Here is a 14,459-nt window from a genome sequence, read left to right on the forward strand (position 1 = left end):
ATCACCCGCCGCATCACCCGCGGCCGACCAGCCCGGCGTCAAGCCCGCCGCACCTTCACCTGAACCTGATCAACCCCATCTCAAACACGCTCTTAACACTCCAGCGGCGGTGCCGGCGAGTGGCGGCGGTCGCGTTCCGGGCGGCTCGCCCGCGGGGCGTACCGGGCGGTGGATAGCGTGACGGGGTGACCGACGACCCGCTCGCCCCGCTGCTCGCGCTCGCCGACGTCGCGCCCGCCGTGGAGCGGGCCCGCGAGCGCTTCGACCAGGCGCTCCGGCACCGCGCCCTGCGCCGGCACGGCGGCCAGGTCGCGGCCGAGGTCAGCCTCCGGTCCGCCGTGGCCAGCGCCGCTCTGGAGGGGTACGCGCACGAGCGCGAGGAGGTCCGCGCCGGGACGGTCACCGAGCCGGCGCTCCAGGGCGCGCTACGGGTCGCCGGGGCGCTGCCGGGGCTGACCGACCTGTGGCCGAAGGCGCCCCGGCAGGCCCTCGCGAAGCTGCACGTCCTCGCCGCGCGCGACGTGGTCGCCGAGGCGGAGCTGGGCCGGCCGGTGAACGACGTGGTGGTGGCCGCCCGCCTGGACGGGCTGGCCGGCCTCGCGGCGGGCGGTACGAGGGTTCCGCCCCTGCTGCTGGCCGCCGTGGTCCACGGCGAACTGCTGAACCTGCGGCCCTTCGCCGGCCCGTCCGGGGTGGTCGCCCGCGGCGCCGCCCGGCTGGTGCTGATGTCCTCCGGCTTCGACCCCCGTGGGCTGCTCGCCGTCGAGGTGGGCCACCGGGAGCGGGAACCGGAGTACGTCGGGTCGGCGGGTGCCTTCGCCACCGGCACGCCGGACGGGCTGCGGTCGTGGCTGCGGCACTACATGAGCGCCGTCGAGGTCGGGGCCGACCAGCTCACCCGGATCGGCGACGAGGTGCTCGCGGCGGCGTAGTGCCCTGGTCAGCGTCGGGCCGCTTTGCTGATCTTGCTCTGGAGGGCTCGGCGGGCGATCGGGCCGAGGTCGTCCACGATCTCGATCAGCACGGCCAGCTGATCCAGCGCCGCCAGCGCGCGTTCGGCGGCGGGCCGGTCGACCCCGTCGTACAGCTCCAGGCCGACGAACGCGGCCGACACCGCCCGGGCGAGCCCCGGGACGTCGGCGACCTCGGCGAACGGCGACCCACCGAGCAGCCGGCGCAGGACCCACTCGATCTCGTCCACCCAGAGCTGCAACGCCTCGGCGGTGGGGGCGGCGAGCCGTTCGTCGGTCTGGGCGCCCGCGAGCATCTGCGCCAGGACCGACACGTTGCCCAGCACCCGCTCCTCCTCGTGGAGCGCCCGACCGACGTCGAGGAGTTCCCGCAGCGATCGGACCTTGCGAAGCCGCGCCGACCAGTGGGCGACGCGCTCTGCGGTTCCGGTACGGCACGCCGCCGCCAGCAACTCGTCGACGGTCCCGAAGTGGTAGAAGACCAACGCCTGGTTGACCCCGGCGGCGGCGGCGATGGTGCGGGCCGAGACGCCGGCGATGCCGTGCTGCCGGATCGCGGCGAGTGTGCCGTCGAGCAGTCGTCGCTTGGTGTCCGACATCGCTTCCCTCCCGGCAGGTGTGGCGACTGCGATCATCGCACCGGTCGTGGGCCGGGCCAGCGAGGTCACGCCGGGCCGGCCGCAGGCTCCGGCCGGCCCGGGCGCCGGTGCGGTGTGCGAGTCGCGCGGACGACGGCGGCCGCCCCCCGGTGTCGTGTGACCGTCGCCGCCCGCGCACTCCTTGAGCGTTCGCTCAGGAACAGGGTAGGTTGATTTGAGCGTTCGCTCAATATCGCGGTCGCGCCGGGAGGCCCGGGTGGGGCAAGGGGGGTGGGGTGCGGATGGGTCAGGCGGCCGGGGCGGTACGGGTGCGACGGTGCCGGCCGTACCAGGCGATGCCGATCGCCACACCCACCCCGACGCCGAGTGCGGCGGCCGCCACCGGGACGGCGGGGCGTTCGCGAAGCCGCCGGCCCAGCGGCACCGGGTGCCGGAACTCCAACACCGGCCAGGAGTTCTCCAGTGCGAGTTTCCGCAGCTGGCGGTCCGGGTTCACCGCGGTCGGGTGCCCCACGCACTCCAGCAGGGGCCGGTCGCTGTACGAGTCGGAGTACGCGTACGAGTCGGCGAGGTCGTACCCCCGCTTGAGTGCCAGTTCGCCGACCGCGTCGACCTTGCTCGGGCCGGCCGCGTAGAACTCGACCACCCCGCTGTAGCGACCGTCGACCACGCCCATCCGCGTGGCGATCACGTCGGTGACGCCGAGCAGTACGCCGATCGGCCGGACCATCTCCTCGCCCGAGGCGGAGACCAGGACGACGTCCCGCCCCGCCGCCTGGTGCTCCTCGATCAGGGCGGCGGCTTCCGCGTACACGTAGGGGTTGATCAGTTCGTGGAGCGTCTCCGCGACGATCTGGCGGACCTGCTCCACCGGCCAGCCCTTGCAGAGCGCGGCGAGGTAGTCCCGGGTGCGGGCCATGGTCTGCTCGTCGGTGCCGCCCAGCCGGAACATCAACTGCGCGTACGCCGACTTGACGACGTCACGCCGAGTGATCAGGCCGTCCCGGTAGAACGGCCGACCGAACGCCAGGGCACTCGACTTGGCGATGACGGTCTTGTCCAGATCGAAGAAAGCGGCGCTTCGGCCCACGGCGCGAAAGTCTAGTCGGATGGTCTATGGTCTGCGGGTGCCCGGGGGTCGCCGAGCCCCCGGACCTGCGGACCGGGCGACATCACGTTAGCTGTGCGTGACCGCGATCACACCCAGCGAACATGAATTCGCAGGGAGTGGAGGCTACACCACTCGACGTAGCCAGGTTCGCTCAGGCAGACTGTCGGCACGACGAGCGTTCATGTCTCGGACAACCAACAGACCCTCGGCGGTTGCACCCCCCGTGACCGCTGAGTGGTTCGGCTCGACCCCCCCGGAGCCGAACCTCCGACGACCCCCGTCTCCCCCCGACGGGGGTCGTCCCTTTCCGGGATTCTTACTGCACCGCAGGTCACAGCCCCTCCTCGTCGTCGCCGAGCGGTCGCTCAACGGGCATCGCCTCCTGCGGAGGCAGCAGAGAGGCAGCAGAGCGGTCGAACGCCGCCAGGACGCGTGCGGCGTAGTCGTCCGGGGTGTGCGTATAACGATTGAGCGTCGTGGACGCCTGCTCGTGGCCCATGACCCGCTGCACGAGGTTGATCGGGACGCCGTCGGTGACCAGCCAGGTGGCGTAGGCGTGTCTCAAATCGTGGAAGCGCATGCCACCAACGGCCTTGGCCGCAACGCAGGCGACCGCCTCCCGCTCGGTGGTGAACTCCGCTGACCACTCGACGCCCTCCCGGTCCGGCCAGCTTGCGCGGTAGCGGTGGGGCCCGGTGTTGACAACCTGGCCGAGCAGGCCGGCGCGCACGAGCGAGGGCAACCAGATCCGACGCCGGAAGTTCGACCGCCGCAGCGGGCGACCGACCCGGTCGCGGAAGACGAGCGTGCGCGGGTCCGGATCGTCGACGGCGGCGTGCAGCTCGCGGAGCACGGCCAGGAGGAAGCCGGGCAGCGGCACGGTCCGGACCCCGGCGCGACTCTTCGGGTACGGGCGCAGCACGATCCCGCCGTGGGTTTCCTCGGCCACCTGGACCACCCGCAGCGATGCCCGGTCGAGGTCGACCGAGGACCACGTCAGCCCGGCGCACTCACCCCAGCGCAGTCCCGCCCCGGCGGCAGCGGAGACGATCCCCCGGTGCCGAGGTGGCACGGCGGGCAGCAGCTGGCCGAAGAAGTCCTCTCGGCTGATCGTGACCGGCTTGACGTCGCGGGACCGGTCGCGCGGCAGCTTCACCCCTTCGGCGGGGTTGCTGGCGATCAGTCGCGCCTGAACCGCCGTCTTGAGGATCATCGACAGCAGTTGGTAGCACTTGGCCACGGTGGCGGGAGCGAGTTCCTGGCCGAGGCTGGTCACCCACTCCTGTACCGACATGAAGTCGACTTTCCCGAGCGGCCAGTTACCCCACTTCGGCAGGACGTGCGTGCGAAGCATGGAGACGGTCCGCTCGGTGGTGCGGGCCTCGACCGCCCGCGTGGCGAGCCACTGCTGAGCGAAGTCGCCGAAGCGGGTGCGGCCGGCGTGCGGATTGACGTAGGTGCCCCGGTTCAGGCTGCCCTCCACCTCGGCCAGGAAGGCATTGGCCTCGCGCTTCGTGCGGAAGCTCTTGGACTTTTGCCCACCAGCAGGATCACGCCAGCAGGCGCGGAAGGTACCCGCGGGAGTCTTGCGGACGAAGCCCATTCAGCGCCTCCGCCCGTGCTCGGTGCCGGTGGCGGCGGGTTGCTCGGTGACGCCATCGAGCCAGGCGTGAAACCGGGCACGCGGGATCAGCCAGCGACCCCCGAGACGGGTCGCAGGGATGGTGCCGTCACGGACGAGAGCGTAGGTGCTGCCGAGCGAGATGCCCAGCAGCTTGGCGACCTCCCGAACGGTGTAGGTGACCGGCTCGACGACGACCGTCCCGGTACGAGGGACAAGCCGGACGACCGGGTTAGGGCGAGCGGTGGCGCTCATAGCGGGTGACCTCCTCAGGTCTGTCGGAATCAGGCGGCAGCCGGCACCGTGCCGGCCGGGGTGGTACTGAGTTCGTGGGCGATTTCTTCGCGGCCGGTGGTTCGTCGCTCTCGCGCCATGGCGGCGGCGGTGTTGGCGAGCAGGGCGTCTCCGGTGGTGTGCCAGCCGACGCCAGCGAAGGTGAGGGTGCCGACGATGAGCGCCGTGTCGTCCTCGCCGAGGTGGTCGACGGCCCGGAGGGTGCCGGTGTGCTCGTCGACTTGGTGGTGGTGCTCGTGCCGGCGGTAGGCGACGCGGGTATCGCGCAGGAGTTGGAAGGTCACCGAGTAGCGGCGGCCCTTGGTGAGGAAGTGGCCGCCGTAGCCGAGCATGTGCGCCCACCTGCGAAGTCGGGCATACGAGCGGGGCTGAGGTCTGCTGGCCGGTTCGGCGTCAAGGGCGGCTTGACGCGCGGCGGTGCAGGTGGGGCAGGCGGCGTAGCGGGTGTGCCTGCCGCAGTCGGCGCACTCCCACCGCTCGACGAAACCCGGTCGGGGCCGGTGGTCGCGGGGCCGCTCGGACAAGGGAACCGGGTTGCCGGTGGGTCGGCCGATGCGCCAACAGGCGTCGATGAGGCGGGCGGTGTGGTCACCATCGGGGTCGGCGTAGTCCCCGATGGTGTCGGCGGTCAGGCGGGTGCTGGTGTGCCCGGTGGCCTCGGTGCTCTTGGTGGCGTACTTGGCAAGGTAGCCGGCGACCATCCCGTCGGTGACGTCTCCGTCGAGGCCGGTGGTGATGGGCCGGATGTCGAGCTGCTCGCCCCAGGCGATGAGCCAGCCCTCGGGCCGGTCGGGGTGCGGCGGGGTGTGGAAGGCGACCTGGGCGGCGGCGTGCCGGAACGCGTCGATCAGGTCGTCGACGGTGAACCTGGCCGGCGGGGGAACGACGGCGTCGGGTTCCTGGCCGTCGATGCCGTCGAGGCGGGCGATGCCGTGGAAGTGAACCGCGCCCCGTGCCTGGAGTTCGGCGACCTTGCCGGGCGAGAGCCGCACGGGCGGAACGTTGCGCGTCTTGCCCGAGGCGGTGACGACCTCGACGCGGGGGATGCCCCTGCGGCGGGCGAGTTTGGCGAGGTAGCGTTCCGCGGCTTGTTTGGTGCGGTGCCACAGTTCACCCGAGAACAGGTTCCAGACGACTTGGTGGTCGTGGTCGTAGCAGTCCAGGCACAGCGGCCGACCGAGCACCGCGTCCCCCGCCTCATGCCGCGCCCAGCAGCCAGCGGGCCGGCCGTGCGGACAGACGCCGACGTCGCGGCGAGCGTGGCAGGGTTCGGCGCGGCAGTCGCAGCGGCGGCGGTTGCCGCAGGTGTGCCGCTTGACCACCCGGGAGTGAACCGGGCCGAACGATGGCGCGGTGAACGTTGGGAACACCGCCGGATGCGAAGCGACCGATTCGGGGACGCCCTTGCCGCCGACCAGGCCGGCGCGCAGGAGTTGGAAGGCGTCGCGCTGGTAGGTCTGCGCACACGACGGGCAGACCGTGGCCCGCCGGTTGCCGCAGGCGGTGTAGATCGCGCCGTCAGGCATGACGTCGGTATGCCGAGCGTCGATTACCCGGCCGGTGCCCTGCTCGACGGTGAGGATCTGCCCGGCGAGCCGGATCGGGCGGGTGCAGCCGGCGGCGGCCCGGACGTGTTCCAGCCAGCCGTAATAGTCGGGGCGGGTGGCGCGTTCGAAGGCGGAGCCGGCGGCGGTGTAGCCGTAGACGGGTGGGACGTCGGCGTTCGAGCCCACACCCCGGGCCAGGGCGGTCCGGGGTGTGAGGTCCAGCGTCGACGCCATCAGCCGCGCACCTCGTCGAGGTGGCGGGTGGTGATGGTGCGTTCGGTGACGATGACCCGGCAGGCGCCGCACTGGCGCTTGGCCGGCTCATGCCGATGACACGGGATAGTGGTGGTCACCTGGCCGCAGCGGATGGTGACCGGGTTGCGGCACGGGCCGCCAGGGATGACGTCGACGAGCGTGCGGCGGATGTCGAACGGGTGCGGCCCGTCATGGGCCGGGCAGACGTGCGTGGTCTGCTCGATGTCGACGAGGTGAATGGTCACCGGGCACCTCCGTTGACCGGAGTGCCGTTGCGGGTGGGGGTGGTGATGGCGGCCAGGAGGTGGCCGGCGGTGTCGGCCGTGACGCTGAGCCGGTCGGCCAGCTCGACCGGGGTGATGGGAGTCCCGGTGGACTGTTCGTGCTGCACGGCGGCAAAGCGGGCCATGGGCAGCAGGTGCATCGGCACCGGGGCCGGCTCGGGTGCCGGCGGGGTGTCGACGGCCGGCGCGGCGGCCGGGGTGATGTCGACGGCCGGCTCGTTGGCCGGGGTGTCGGTGGTCTCCTGTTTCTTTGCGGCCAGGTCGCGGGCGGCGGTGAGGAGGGCGGCGGCTTCGGCTTCGATGGCGGCGAAGTCGGGTCGGATACGTCCGGCGACCAGCTCGACGCCGATGACGAGGACGACGACCAGGGCGAAGACCAGCCGCAGGCCGAGGCTGCCCGGGGAGGCGAAGTTGATGGTGGCCGACAACAGGGCGGCACCGGAGAAGACGATCAGTGCTCCCCGCTTGGCATCCTTCGCGATGCCGGAGGTGCGGACGACGGTCAGCATCGACACCATCGCGGCGTCGAAGATCAGGGGCACCAGGTAGGCGAAGTAGCCGGCGTTTTGGGTCCACAGGTAGTGGGCCTGGTGCAGGTAGCTGGTGGCGAGAGCGCCGAGCAGGACGAACCGGTTGTAGCGCTTGATCGAGGCGATTGCCTTGAGCATGGTGGGCACGGCGTTGCGGGCGTACTCGGCGGCGAACTGCTCGGTGACAGTGCTCGGGTCAGTGGGCATGGGGAGTCACCTCCGGAGCCGGAACCGTGTCGAGGGGGATGAGGTCGACGACGCCCGCGCAGTGGGCGCACATGATCGGGGCCAGCCCTCGGGCGGCGAGTTGCTGCCGGAAGCAGGGCAGGCAGGTGAAGTCGGCCGGGAACAGGCCTTCGCCCTCACACAGGACGCAGCGGCCGAGGCAGACCGGGCAGGGCTTGTAGACCGGGCCAAGAACGTCGTGGATGCCGGCGGGGGTGCTGCCCTCGATGCACCACAGGCACGGGTCGGCAAGGTGGAAGCTCACGAGGGGCTCCCTTCGTGGCAGTCGAAGCAGCAGCCGTAGCGGCGGGGGATGTAGTAGGGCCGCACGACGCCGCAGGTGCGGCAGGTACGGCGAGCCCGAAGCGCCTTCGCGATCGCCTCGCGCTGAGCCGGGGTGGCGGTGCGCTTGGGGGCGGCGAGGTCGAGGCGGTAGAGGTAGGCGACGCGCTTGCCGCGCCGCCACAGGATCTGGGCCACCGGGTCGTGGCCTCCCGGACGGAGGCCGGCGGCACGCAGTTGCCGGCGGGTCGCGAGCCCTGAAGGGGCCGACTCGTAGGGGAAGGTGGGGAAGCCGTAGCGGGTACCGGCAGGGTCGTAGAACTCGACCCGGATACCAGTGGGGTCGGCGAGCTGGTTCAGCTCGACGCTGCGAAGGTCGGTCATGACTGGCCTCCCCAGCGCTGCTGGGCGGCCTGCTTGGAGATACCGAGCCGAGAGCCGATTTCGGCCCAGGAGTAGCCGAAGGCACGCAGTCCGATCACGGCCTCACCGATGGCGTCGTCGAGTTGGGCGGACAGGGCGACCAGGTCGCGCAGCGCTTCGACGTCGCCGGTGGCGACGCGGCGGCCGTGGGCGCGGATGATGCGGCGGGCGAAGGCGGCGAACTCGTCGTTCTCGACAATCTGCCGGCGCTTGCCGCGAGAGGGGGTGTGCGTCAAGGACGCCTTGACGGTGAACATCAGCGCTCGCCTCCCTCGGTGTGGAGGCGGTCCCACTCCTTCGCCGCGTCATCCAGGGCGGCGATAACGAGCTCTGCGGTGCACAGGGGGTCGTCGTTCCAGGAGTAGGGGGAGGTGTGCTCGTCGATGACGAAGCCGTCCTCGTCGACGAGGAACAGCGGGTAGTGGGTGTCGAGGTAGTCGACGAACGCGCCGAGGGTGGCGAGGTAGTCGGCCAGGGTGTCCGGGTCGAGTTGGGCGAAGTGCTCGACGCGGTGGCCGGCGCAGGCGATGCCGATGGCCCCGGCGGCGCAGGCCGGCGGGGTGGGGGTGTCGGTGCTGGTGTCGTAGTAGGTGCCCTGGTGCCAGCCGTGCCGGCGCAGGTAGAGGGCAGCCATCCGCAGCAGGTCAGCCGGAGTGACCTGCCCGGTAGTGGGTGGTTGGTGGGTAGCCTTCATGGCAGCCACGTCCTTTCAGTAGGGCTGTTGGTGGAGGTCGGCGGAACCGGATCGGCTTTCCAGGGCGTGAGCCGGTTCCGTCGACTGCTATCGGGTACGCAGCCGCAGGTAGCGGCGGTGTCGGGTGTCGTCGCCGCCCATCGGGGTCGGCACGGAGACGAAGACGAGCCGGCCACTGGCCGAGGCGACCTGGACCATGGCCGCGATCTCGGACGGCGCAGCGACGATCCACAGCTCGACGTACTGCGCGGCCTTCTGGTTGTTCGCGCGGGCGTAAGCGCGTTCGCGGGTGGTCATCGCGTGACCTCCCAGCCGGGGTCGTTGTAGAAGACGGCGTCGTCGGGAATCGGGCCGGAGAAGCCCTGGTCGATGTGGCCGTCGCGCTTGCCGCAGGCGGTGCAGCGCAGGTACTGCCACAGGTGGCCGGTGACCTTGTCGATTTCGGCGTCGACGACCTCCATGTAGTCGGCGCAGTCGTGCAGCGGTGTGGTCATGCCACGGCCTCCCAATCGCTCGGGTTGCTGGTGGGGGTGGTGGGTCGGCGAATCCAGGCGGCGTAGTCGGCGATGCCGGCAATCTGCGCGTCGGTGAGGTAGGCGACCTTGATGCGGCGGGGTACGCCGCCTTCGGCGATGAGGTATGCGGCGCCCTGGTTGGTGGGCTGGATGTCGGTGGCGGAGTAGCCCTGCTCGGCCCAGCCGTGACCGAGCACGATGTTCGACGAGTTGGGGGTGGTGCACCGGAACGCGGCGCGGTAGCCGAACAGGTCCCGCAGGCTGGTGGGGATGATGTCGAACGACGGCCGCTGGGTGGCGGCGACCACGGGGATGCCGGCGGCGCGGCCTCGGGCGACCAGGTCGCGCAGCAGGGCGACGAACTCTTCTTGTTCCTTCTTGGTGCCGACGGTGGCGGAGTAGAAGGCGATTTCGTCGACCAGGACCGTGATGACGGAGAGGCGGTCGGCGGCGGTGAGTTTGCGGCGGCCGTGGGCGCGTAGCCAGGCGTAGCGGTTGTTCATCACGACCTGGAGCCGCTTGAGGACGTCGAGGGCGGTGGTGATGTCGGGGCCGATGAACGCGTCGGCGCAGTCTTCCCACTGGCCGAGTTCGACGAGCTTGCCGTCGAGCAGCACGAGCCGGGAGTCGACGGAGAGAGCGGCGTGGGCGGCGATGCAGTTGAGCAGACCGGACTTGCCGCCGCCGGGTTCGCCGCCAGCGAGGAGGTTGCGGTAGGCGAGGGTGATGTAGACGGGCTGACCGAACTCGTCGATGCCGACGAAAATGGGGTCGAACATCGACAGCCCAGGACCCACCGGTATGCCGGTGTCCGGGGCGGCTGTCGTGGTGGTCATGGGTGTTGCCCTCCTTCGGGCGGAAAGTGGGCGCGAGGAGCCACACGAACGAGCCCGCAGGGCTCCTCGCGCACCGGTTGGGTAGGGGTTAGATCAGGCCGTCGTCGTGCTGCTCGTCGTGCCGGTCGGCGTCGAGCTCGGCGTCACGGCGGCGGTCCCAGATGCGGCCGTCACGGCCGCAGTCGTAGCAGTGGAAGTAGAAGCCGTCGGTGGCCTCGTCGTACTCGATCTGCGTCATGGCTCAGATCCAGTCCGACACGTCGTCCTCGGTGGCGGAGGACGAAGCCGCGGACTTGCTGCCGTTGGCGGAGGTGGAAGCGGCCGGCTTCTTCGTGGCCGGCTTGCCCTGCGTCGGCAGGGTGATGACATGTGCCTCGACGTCCGGCAGGTCCAGGGCGGTCGGCACCGTCACGGGTGCCTGCTCGACGGTGGGAGTGTTGGGGTCGATGACGTCGACGAGGGGTGAGCCGACGTTGGCGGTGAGCACCTCGCGGCGTTTGATGTCGAACCGCAGGTACGCGGCGGTGCGCTCGGAGGCGCGTTCGATGAGCACGGTGGAGGCGTGGCAGGCCACGGCGATCTTGTCCAGGCGGGATTCCAGATCCTTGGCCGACAGGCCGGGCCGCAGGTAGACCCAGACCCGCTCACCGACCGGGGTCGGACGGGCCCACAGGATCAGCGGCAGCGAACCGGACTGGTTGGCGATGGTGAACTGTGCGAAGCACACGCGCAGCCGATGCCGCACGACCAGGCACCAGATCCATGCCATGATCTGTCGCCGGCTGGCCGGGATGGCGGCGGGGACGCCGACGACCAGGGCGACGACCGCGAAGGTGACGGCCGTTGGGGTGTGGTTGGCTAGCTGCGTCCAGCAGTAGCCGCCGATGGTGACGACGCTGATTTCGGTGCTCCACCACCACAGCAGCCGCAGCACCGGCCAGATACGGACCAGCACCCAGACGATGCCGCCCAGCGGCAGGCCGACGAGGACGCCGACGAACAGGGCAAGGATCGGGTGCATGTAGGAAGCGGCCACCACGGCCGCGAGAAGGCCGACGATGACCGCCGTCAGGATGAACGCCAACCGGGCGTTCCGAGCCGAGGACCGGTGAACACGGGCCTCGATCACCGTCACCGTTCCGGTGGACTTCCCGCCGAAGGGGCGGCGGGGGCTAGACTTGGACACGACGAGTCCTCCCATCAGTGGGTGGATGAGTTGGAGGGCACGGGGTCGGCAGATGTAGGAGTCGGACCGACCCCGCGCCAGCTCTTGCGGGGGTGCCACCACCGAGCGTGGTGGCCGGGCCGGGAGCGTAGGAGTCGGAACCACTCCCGGACCGTTCCTCTTGTGTTTCAGCGGACCATCAGGCCGCTTCGCGCCTCAGCGCATGTGACACCAGAAGCTCACGCAGCACAGGTGAGCCAGGGACCTACTTGGCCGCCGAGGAACCCGTCTTCGGCTTCAGCGACACGGCACGGAACGCGACGCCGTTGCGCCCGTTGGTCGCCCACGGAATGGCCTCCAACTGCTCGACAGCGACGAGCTGCCCCACCGTCACATCCGGCTTCTCACCCGCCGTGGTGATGGTGATGATCTCGCCGCCGGTCTCGTCGAGAACGAAGACCTGGGTGGACCACATGGGCCGGCCAGTGTTCTTCTCCGACTTCTGGTTGCCGTTCGGGTCGTTCTTCGGCGCGGGGTCCTTCGTCACCTGGACCTGCTTGCTCGCGGTGTCCACGTACAGCTTCACAACAGACCTCCTGTGTCTGAGCGCGTCCCCTGTTGGACGACTGCTCCTGCGGGCTTCTCGCTCGCACCTCAAGCACACATCGAGGAAGGTGACGCCGGAACGGCCTTGCGGTGACGCTTGGGACGTTTATAGTGGTGAAAACGTCCCAGGGAATCCGGGAGCGACGATGGCGAACGAGCGTCTACGAGATGCCCTTGAGCGCGCCCGCGTTTCGCCGGCCGAGCTGGCGCTGCTGACGGAGTGCGATGTCAAGACCGTGAGTCGCTGGCTCGGCGGCAGAGTCCCGCATCCTCGTACACGCTTCAAAATCGCCAAGAGGCTGAAGGAGGACGAGGACTACCTTTGGCCAGGAGCGCGGAGAGCTGCTGCCGACGCGACGGATTCGACAGGCATGGTGCAGTTCTACCCCACCAGAGGATCGGTCCCGCCGAACCTTTGGGATCGGCTACTAGATGGGGCGACAGCGGAGATCGACATCCTTGTGTACGTCGGGATGTTCCTCACCGAGAAGCCCGACCTCCTGGACCGACTCCGCAGGAAGGCAAGCGCCGGTACGAGGGTTCGCATCCTGCTCGGCGACCGCGACAGCAACGTTGTGAAGCAGCGGAGCATTGACGAAGGGATCGGACAAGAGACGATCTCAGCGAAGATTGACCACGCCAACGCCTTCTTTCGGCCGCTCCGTGCGGTGCAGAACGTCGAGGTGAGGAGCCACTCCACTGTGCTCTACAACTCGATCTACCGTTTCGACAACGAGATGCTCGTGAACCCGCACGTCTACGGCAAGACAGCACCTATGGCGCCGGCGATGCACCTCCGGAAGACGGCCTCTTACGGTCTCTTCGACACCTACGCTGGCAGCTTCGAGGCAGTCTGGGATGCTTCGACGCAGCAGGAAGGCAGGGCCTAGCACGTGCCCAAGACTGACTACCTGAACGATCCCAATGCACCCAGGGCCAACTCCCTTGTGGTGGCTGTGACTGTCTTCGTGCAAGACGACGCCGGGCGCGTCCTCCTCATCAAGCGGTCCGACAACAGCCTCTGGGCGCTACCAGGGGGAGCGCAAGATGTCGGCGAATCCACCGCCCAAGCAGCCCGTCGCGAGGTTGAGGAGGAGACAGGTCTACGCGTTGAACTCACCGGCATCTCCGGCATCTACTCGGACCCCGCTCACGTGATTGCGTATGACAACGGAGAGGTCCGACAGGAGTTCTCGGTATGTCTACGCGCGAAATCGGCTGGCGGCACGATTCAGACGAGCGACGAGTCGTCGGAGGTGAGGTGGGTTGAACCAGAAGCCATTGAACGTCTGCCAATCCACCCGTCCATGCTCTTACGAATCCGCCATGGCCTAGAGAACGACGCTCCTTACATCGGTTAGCCGGCGATTTCTTGAAGTCGGCTGTTCGTTCTATCTATCGCGTCTGATAGGTCCTGCTGCGCGCTGTCGATGAAGACTGTGACCAGGTCACCGGGACCGTACCGCTCCTTGATCTCGGCAACCCTGCTGGCGAAGTCCGTAGGCTCTCCGTCGGGAGTCGTTGTAAGGTCACACATCCACAGCGCATCCCTCACTGGCCCTTCTTCGTCGTGGAAGGGCGCGAGCTCTCTTTCCAGACCCCGTAGACGAGCCTCCCTCACCGCACAGGAGTGATGCGCTACAAGGTGGACCAGACGGTCCGGCGCAGCCAAGCCTTGGAGGTAAACCGCACCGTCCAGCGGATGAAAGCCGGTCTTGGCCAGGTGAGGTGCGTAGCCGACATCGTGAAGAATCGCGGCGGCTTCCAGCAGGGGTGCATCATCGCCGACGGCCGCGGTGAGGGTGCGTGCCTTTAGTGCGACACCCTGAACGTGAGCCCATCGACGAGGCAACGTGCCTGAAAGGTTCTGTCGGGAGATCTCATAGGCCCATGGGACGAGCGACATGCACAGACCATAGCGCCGGCTACAACCGGCCAATACTCCCTATCCGGCCGGCTGCCGGCGAATGCCGGGTCTCAGGACGTCGGTGACAACTCAGTCTCGGGACCTCGGTGACACGTTCGGCTAGCGAACTCGCCGGGGCAAGCGTTGGTGGGTCAAAACGGCTGGACGACGTGCGCAGACTGAACGGTGTGATCGATATGACCGCTGACCTCGTACGCGCCTTGGTCGCTGAGCAGTTTCCCGACTGGTCCGGCCTGCCCGTCACGCCGGTGGCTCGCCAGGGCTGGGACAATCGGACCTTCCGGCTCGGCAATCACCTGGCCGTGCGTCTGCCCAGCGCGGAGGGCTACGTCGCCGGCATCGCCAAGGAGGACCGCTGCCTGCCGGTCCTGGCTGCGCACCTGCCGGTGCCCGTACCGGCGCCGATCGCCACGGGGCAACCGGGGGCGGGCTATCCGTTTCCGTGGTCGGTGCGCCGCTGGCTGCCCGGAGACACCGTCGAGGTGGCGCGGGACGTCGACCGTACCGTGCTGGCGCAGGACCTCGGCGCCGTCCTGTCTGCCCTGCGGGCGACCCCGCCGCGGCAGGGCCCGGC

At 69.4% G+C, this 14,459-nt stretch carries 22 protein-coding genes; 4 read left to right on the top strand and 18 right to left on the bottom strand.

Annotated features, from left to right (window positions below; genetic code table 11):
- Window positions 1–185: 185 nt before the first annotated feature.
- Window positions 186–932, top strand: a complete 747-nt coding sequence (locus AB0873_RS29940; RefSeq protein WP_366603940.1) for an oxidoreductase — start codon at window positions 186–188, stop codon at window positions 930–932.
- An 8-nt stretch (window positions 933–940) separates the two neighbouring features.
- Here AB0873_RS29940 and AB0873_RS29945 read toward each other — a convergent pair whose 3' ends face one another.
- The 17 genes from AB0873_RS29945 to AB0873_RS30025 all read right to left on the bottom strand — a co-directional run bounded on the left by AB0873_RS29945 (window position 941) and on the right by AB0873_RS30025 (window position 11,938).
- Complete coding sequence (locus tag AB0873_RS29945; RefSeq protein ID WP_366603942.1) at window positions 941–1,570, bottom strand: TetR/AcrR family transcriptional regulator; 630 nt, start codon at window positions 1,568–1,570, stop codon at window positions 941–943.
- Between the two features lie 286 nt (window positions 1,571–1,856).
- The gene (locus tag AB0873_RS29950) at window positions 1,857–2,660 is read right to left on the bottom strand and encodes an HAD-IB family hydrolase (RefSeq protein WP_155329265.1); all 804 of its coding nucleotides are present in this window, start codon (window positions 2,658–2,660) and stop codon (window positions 1,857–1,859) included.
- Window positions 2,661–3,012: 352 nt separating this feature from the next.
- Window positions 3,013–4,284, bottom strand: a complete 1,272-nt coding sequence (locus tag AB0873_RS29955; RefSeq protein ID WP_366603944.1) for a tyrosine-type recombinase/integrase — start codon at window positions 4,282–4,284, stop codon at window positions 3,013–3,015.
- Entirely contained in the window at window positions 4,285–4,557 is a 273-nt protein-coding gene (locus AB0873_RS29960; RefSeq protein ID WP_366603945.1) for a helix-turn-helix domain-containing protein, read from the bottom strand.
- Between the two features lie 29 nt (window positions 4,558–4,586).
- Window positions 4,587–6,377 (bottom strand): replication initiator, encoded by a 1,791-nt coding sequence (locus AB0873_RS29965; RefSeq protein ID WP_366603947.1) that lies wholly within the window; start codon window positions 6,375–6,377, stop codon window positions 4,587–4,589.
- The gene (locus AB0873_RS29970) at window positions 6,377–6,643 is read right to left on the bottom strand and encodes a hypothetical protein (protein WP_366603949.1); all 267 of its coding nucleotides are present in this window, start codon (window positions 6,641–6,643) and stop codon (window positions 6,377–6,379) included. The genes AB0873_RS29965 and AB0873_RS29970 overlap by 1 nt, the downstream gene beginning before the upstream one ends.
- Window positions 6,640–7,419: a DUF2637 domain-containing protein gene (locus AB0873_RS29975; RefSeq protein ID WP_366603951.1), complete on the bottom strand. Its 780-nt coding sequence runs from the start codon at window positions 7,417–7,419 to the stop codon at window positions 6,640–6,642. The genes AB0873_RS29970 and AB0873_RS29975 overlap by 4 nt, the downstream gene beginning before the upstream one ends.
- The gene (locus AB0873_RS29980) at window positions 7,409–7,702 is read right to left on the bottom strand and encodes a hypothetical protein (protein ID WP_366603952.1); all 294 of its coding nucleotides are present in this window, start codon (window positions 7,700–7,702) and stop codon (window positions 7,409–7,411) included. Before AB0873_RS29980 ends, AB0873_RS29975 begins: the two co-directional genes overlap by 11 nt.
- Window positions 7,699–8,079, bottom strand: coding sequence for an RRQRL motif-containing zinc-binding protein (locus tag AB0873_RS29985; protein WP_366603974.1), 381 nt, complete (start codon window positions 8,077–8,079; stop codon window positions 7,699–7,701). Before AB0873_RS29985 ends, AB0873_RS29980 begins: the two co-directional genes overlap by 4 nt.
- A gap of 20 nt (window positions 8,080–8,099) precedes the next feature.
- Window positions 8,100–8,399, bottom strand: coding sequence for a hypothetical protein (locus AB0873_RS29990; RefSeq protein WP_366603954.1), 300 nt, complete (start codon window positions 8,397–8,399; stop codon window positions 8,100–8,102).
- The gene (locus AB0873_RS29995) at window positions 8,399–8,836 is read right to left on the bottom strand and encodes a hypothetical protein (protein WP_366603956.1); all 438 of its coding nucleotides are present in this window, start codon (window positions 8,834–8,836) and stop codon (window positions 8,399–8,401) included. The genes AB0873_RS29990 and AB0873_RS29995 overlap by 1 nt, the downstream gene beginning before the upstream one ends.
- Window positions 8,837–8,923: 87 nt before the next feature.
- On the bottom strand, window positions 8,924–9,133 hold the full coding sequence (locus AB0873_RS30000) for a hypothetical protein (RefSeq protein ID WP_366603958.1): 210 nt from the start codon (window positions 9,131–9,133) through the stop codon (window positions 8,924–8,926).
- Complete coding sequence (locus AB0873_RS30005) at window positions 9,130–9,330, bottom strand: hypothetical protein (RefSeq protein ID WP_366603960.1); 201 nt, start codon at window positions 9,328–9,330, stop codon at window positions 9,130–9,132. The genes AB0873_RS30000 and AB0873_RS30005 overlap by 4 nt, the downstream gene beginning before the upstream one ends.
- Window positions 9,327–10,187 carry an FtsK/SpoIIIE domain-containing protein gene (locus AB0873_RS30010; protein ID WP_366603961.1) on the bottom strand — a complete coding sequence of 287 codons (861 nt, stop codon included), beginning with the start codon at window positions 10,185–10,187 and terminating at the stop codon, window positions 9,327–9,329. Before AB0873_RS30010 ends, AB0873_RS30005 begins: the two co-directional genes overlap by 4 nt.
- 88 nt (window positions 10,188–10,275) lie before the next feature.
- On the bottom strand, window positions 10,276–10,425 hold the full coding sequence (locus tag AB0873_RS30015) for a hypothetical protein (protein WP_366603963.1): 150 nt from the start codon (window positions 10,423–10,425) through the stop codon (window positions 10,276–10,278).
- 3 nt (window positions 10,426–10,428) lie between these two features.
- The gene (locus AB0873_RS30020; protein ID WP_366603964.1) at window positions 10,429–11,373 is read right to left on the bottom strand and encodes a hypothetical protein; all 945 of its coding nucleotides are present in this window, start codon (window positions 11,371–11,373) and stop codon (window positions 10,429–10,431) included.
- Between the two features lie 244 nt (window positions 11,374–11,617).
- Window positions 11,618–11,938 (bottom strand): hypothetical protein, encoded by a 321-nt coding sequence (locus AB0873_RS30025; protein ID WP_366603966.1) that lies wholly within the window; start codon window positions 11,936–11,938, stop codon window positions 11,618–11,620.
- Between the two features lie 166 nt (window positions 11,939–12,104).
- On the opposite strand from AB0873_RS30025, the gene AB0873_RS30030 reads away from it, so the two are divergent.
- Both AB0873_RS30030 and AB0873_RS30035 read left to right on the top strand, forming a co-directional pair.
- Window positions 12,105–12,848 carry an XRE family transcriptional regulator gene (locus tag AB0873_RS30030; RefSeq protein WP_366603968.1) on the top strand — a complete coding sequence of 248 codons (744 nt, stop codon included), beginning with the start codon at window positions 12,105–12,107 and terminating at the stop codon, window positions 12,846–12,848.
- A gap of 3 nt (window positions 12,849–12,851) precedes the next feature.
- The gene (locus AB0873_RS30035) at window positions 12,852–13,319 is read left to right on the top strand and encodes an NUDIX domain-containing protein (protein ID WP_366603969.1); all 468 of its coding nucleotides are present in this window, start codon (window positions 12,852–12,854) and stop codon (window positions 13,317–13,319) included.
- Here AB0873_RS30035 and AB0873_RS30040 read toward each other — a convergent pair.
- The gene (locus AB0873_RS30040; RefSeq protein WP_366603971.1) at window positions 13,316–13,864 is read right to left on the bottom strand and encodes an HD domain-containing protein; all 549 of its coding nucleotides are present in this window, start codon (window positions 13,862–13,864) and stop codon (window positions 13,316–13,318) included. The two genes, AB0873_RS30035 and AB0873_RS30040, sit on opposite strands and share 4 nt — an antisense overlap.
- 170 nt (window positions 13,865–14,034) lie before the next feature.
- On the opposite strand from AB0873_RS30040, the gene AB0873_RS30045 reads away from it, so the two are divergent.
- The coding region (locus tag AB0873_RS30045; protein WP_366603973.1) for a phosphotransferase at window positions 14,035–14,459 on the top strand (425 nt) is incomplete at its 3' end.

It is taken from the genome of Micromonospora sp. NPDC047707 (assembly GCF_040704235.1).
GTDB lineage: Bacteria > Actinomycetota > Actinomycetes > Mycobacteriales > Micromonosporaceae > Micromonospora.

Coding starts and splice junctions, on each gene's coding strand:
- AB0873_RS29995 (WP_366603956.1), bottom strand. CDS start 8,836: ATGAAGGCTACCCACCAACCACCCACTACCGGGCAGGTCACTCCGGCT.
- AB0873_RS30030 (WP_366603968.1), top strand. CDS start 12,105: ATGGCGAACGAGCGTCTACGAGATGCCCTTGAGCGCGCCCGCGTTTCG.
- AB0873_RS30005 (WP_366603960.1), bottom strand. CDS start 9,330: ATGACCACACCGCTGCACGACTGCGCCGACTACATGGAGGTCGTCGAC.
- AB0873_RS29960 (WP_366603945.1), bottom strand. CDS start 4,557: ATGAGCGCCACCGCTCGCCCTAACCCGGTCGTCCGGCTTGTCCCTCGT.
- AB0873_RS29945 (WP_366603942.1), bottom strand. CDS start 1,570: ATGTCGGACACCAAGCGACGACTGCTCGACGGCACACTCGCCGCGATC.
- AB0873_RS30015 (WP_366603963.1), bottom strand. CDS start 10,425: ATGACGCAGATCGAGTACGACGAGGCCACCGACGGCTTCTACTTCCAC.
- AB0873_RS30040 (WP_366603971.1), bottom strand. CDS start 13,864: ATGTCGCTCGTCCCATGGGCCTATGAGATCTCCCGACAGAACCTTTCA.
- AB0873_RS29975 (WP_366603951.1), bottom strand. CDS start 7,419: ATGCCCACTGACCCGAGCACTGTCACCGAGCAGTTCGCCGCCGAGTAC.
- AB0873_RS30010 (WP_366603961.1), bottom strand. CDS start 10,187: ATGACCACCACGACAGCCGCCCCGGACACCGGCATACCGGTGGGTCCT.
- AB0873_RS30000 (WP_366603958.1), bottom strand. CDS start 9,133: ATGACCACCCGCGAACGCGCTTACGCCCGCGCGAACAACCAGAAGGCC.
- AB0873_RS29965 (WP_366603947.1), bottom strand. CDS start 6,377: ATGGCGTCGACGCTGGACCTCACACCCCGGACCGCCCTGGCCCGGGGT.
- AB0873_RS29955 (WP_366603944.1), bottom strand. CDS start 4,284: ATGGGCTTCGTCCGCAAGACTCCCGCGGGTACCTTCCGCGCCTGCTGG.
- AB0873_RS29990 (WP_366603954.1), bottom strand. CDS start 8,399: ATGTTCACCGTCAAGGCGTCCTTGACGCACACCCCCTCTCGCGGCAAG.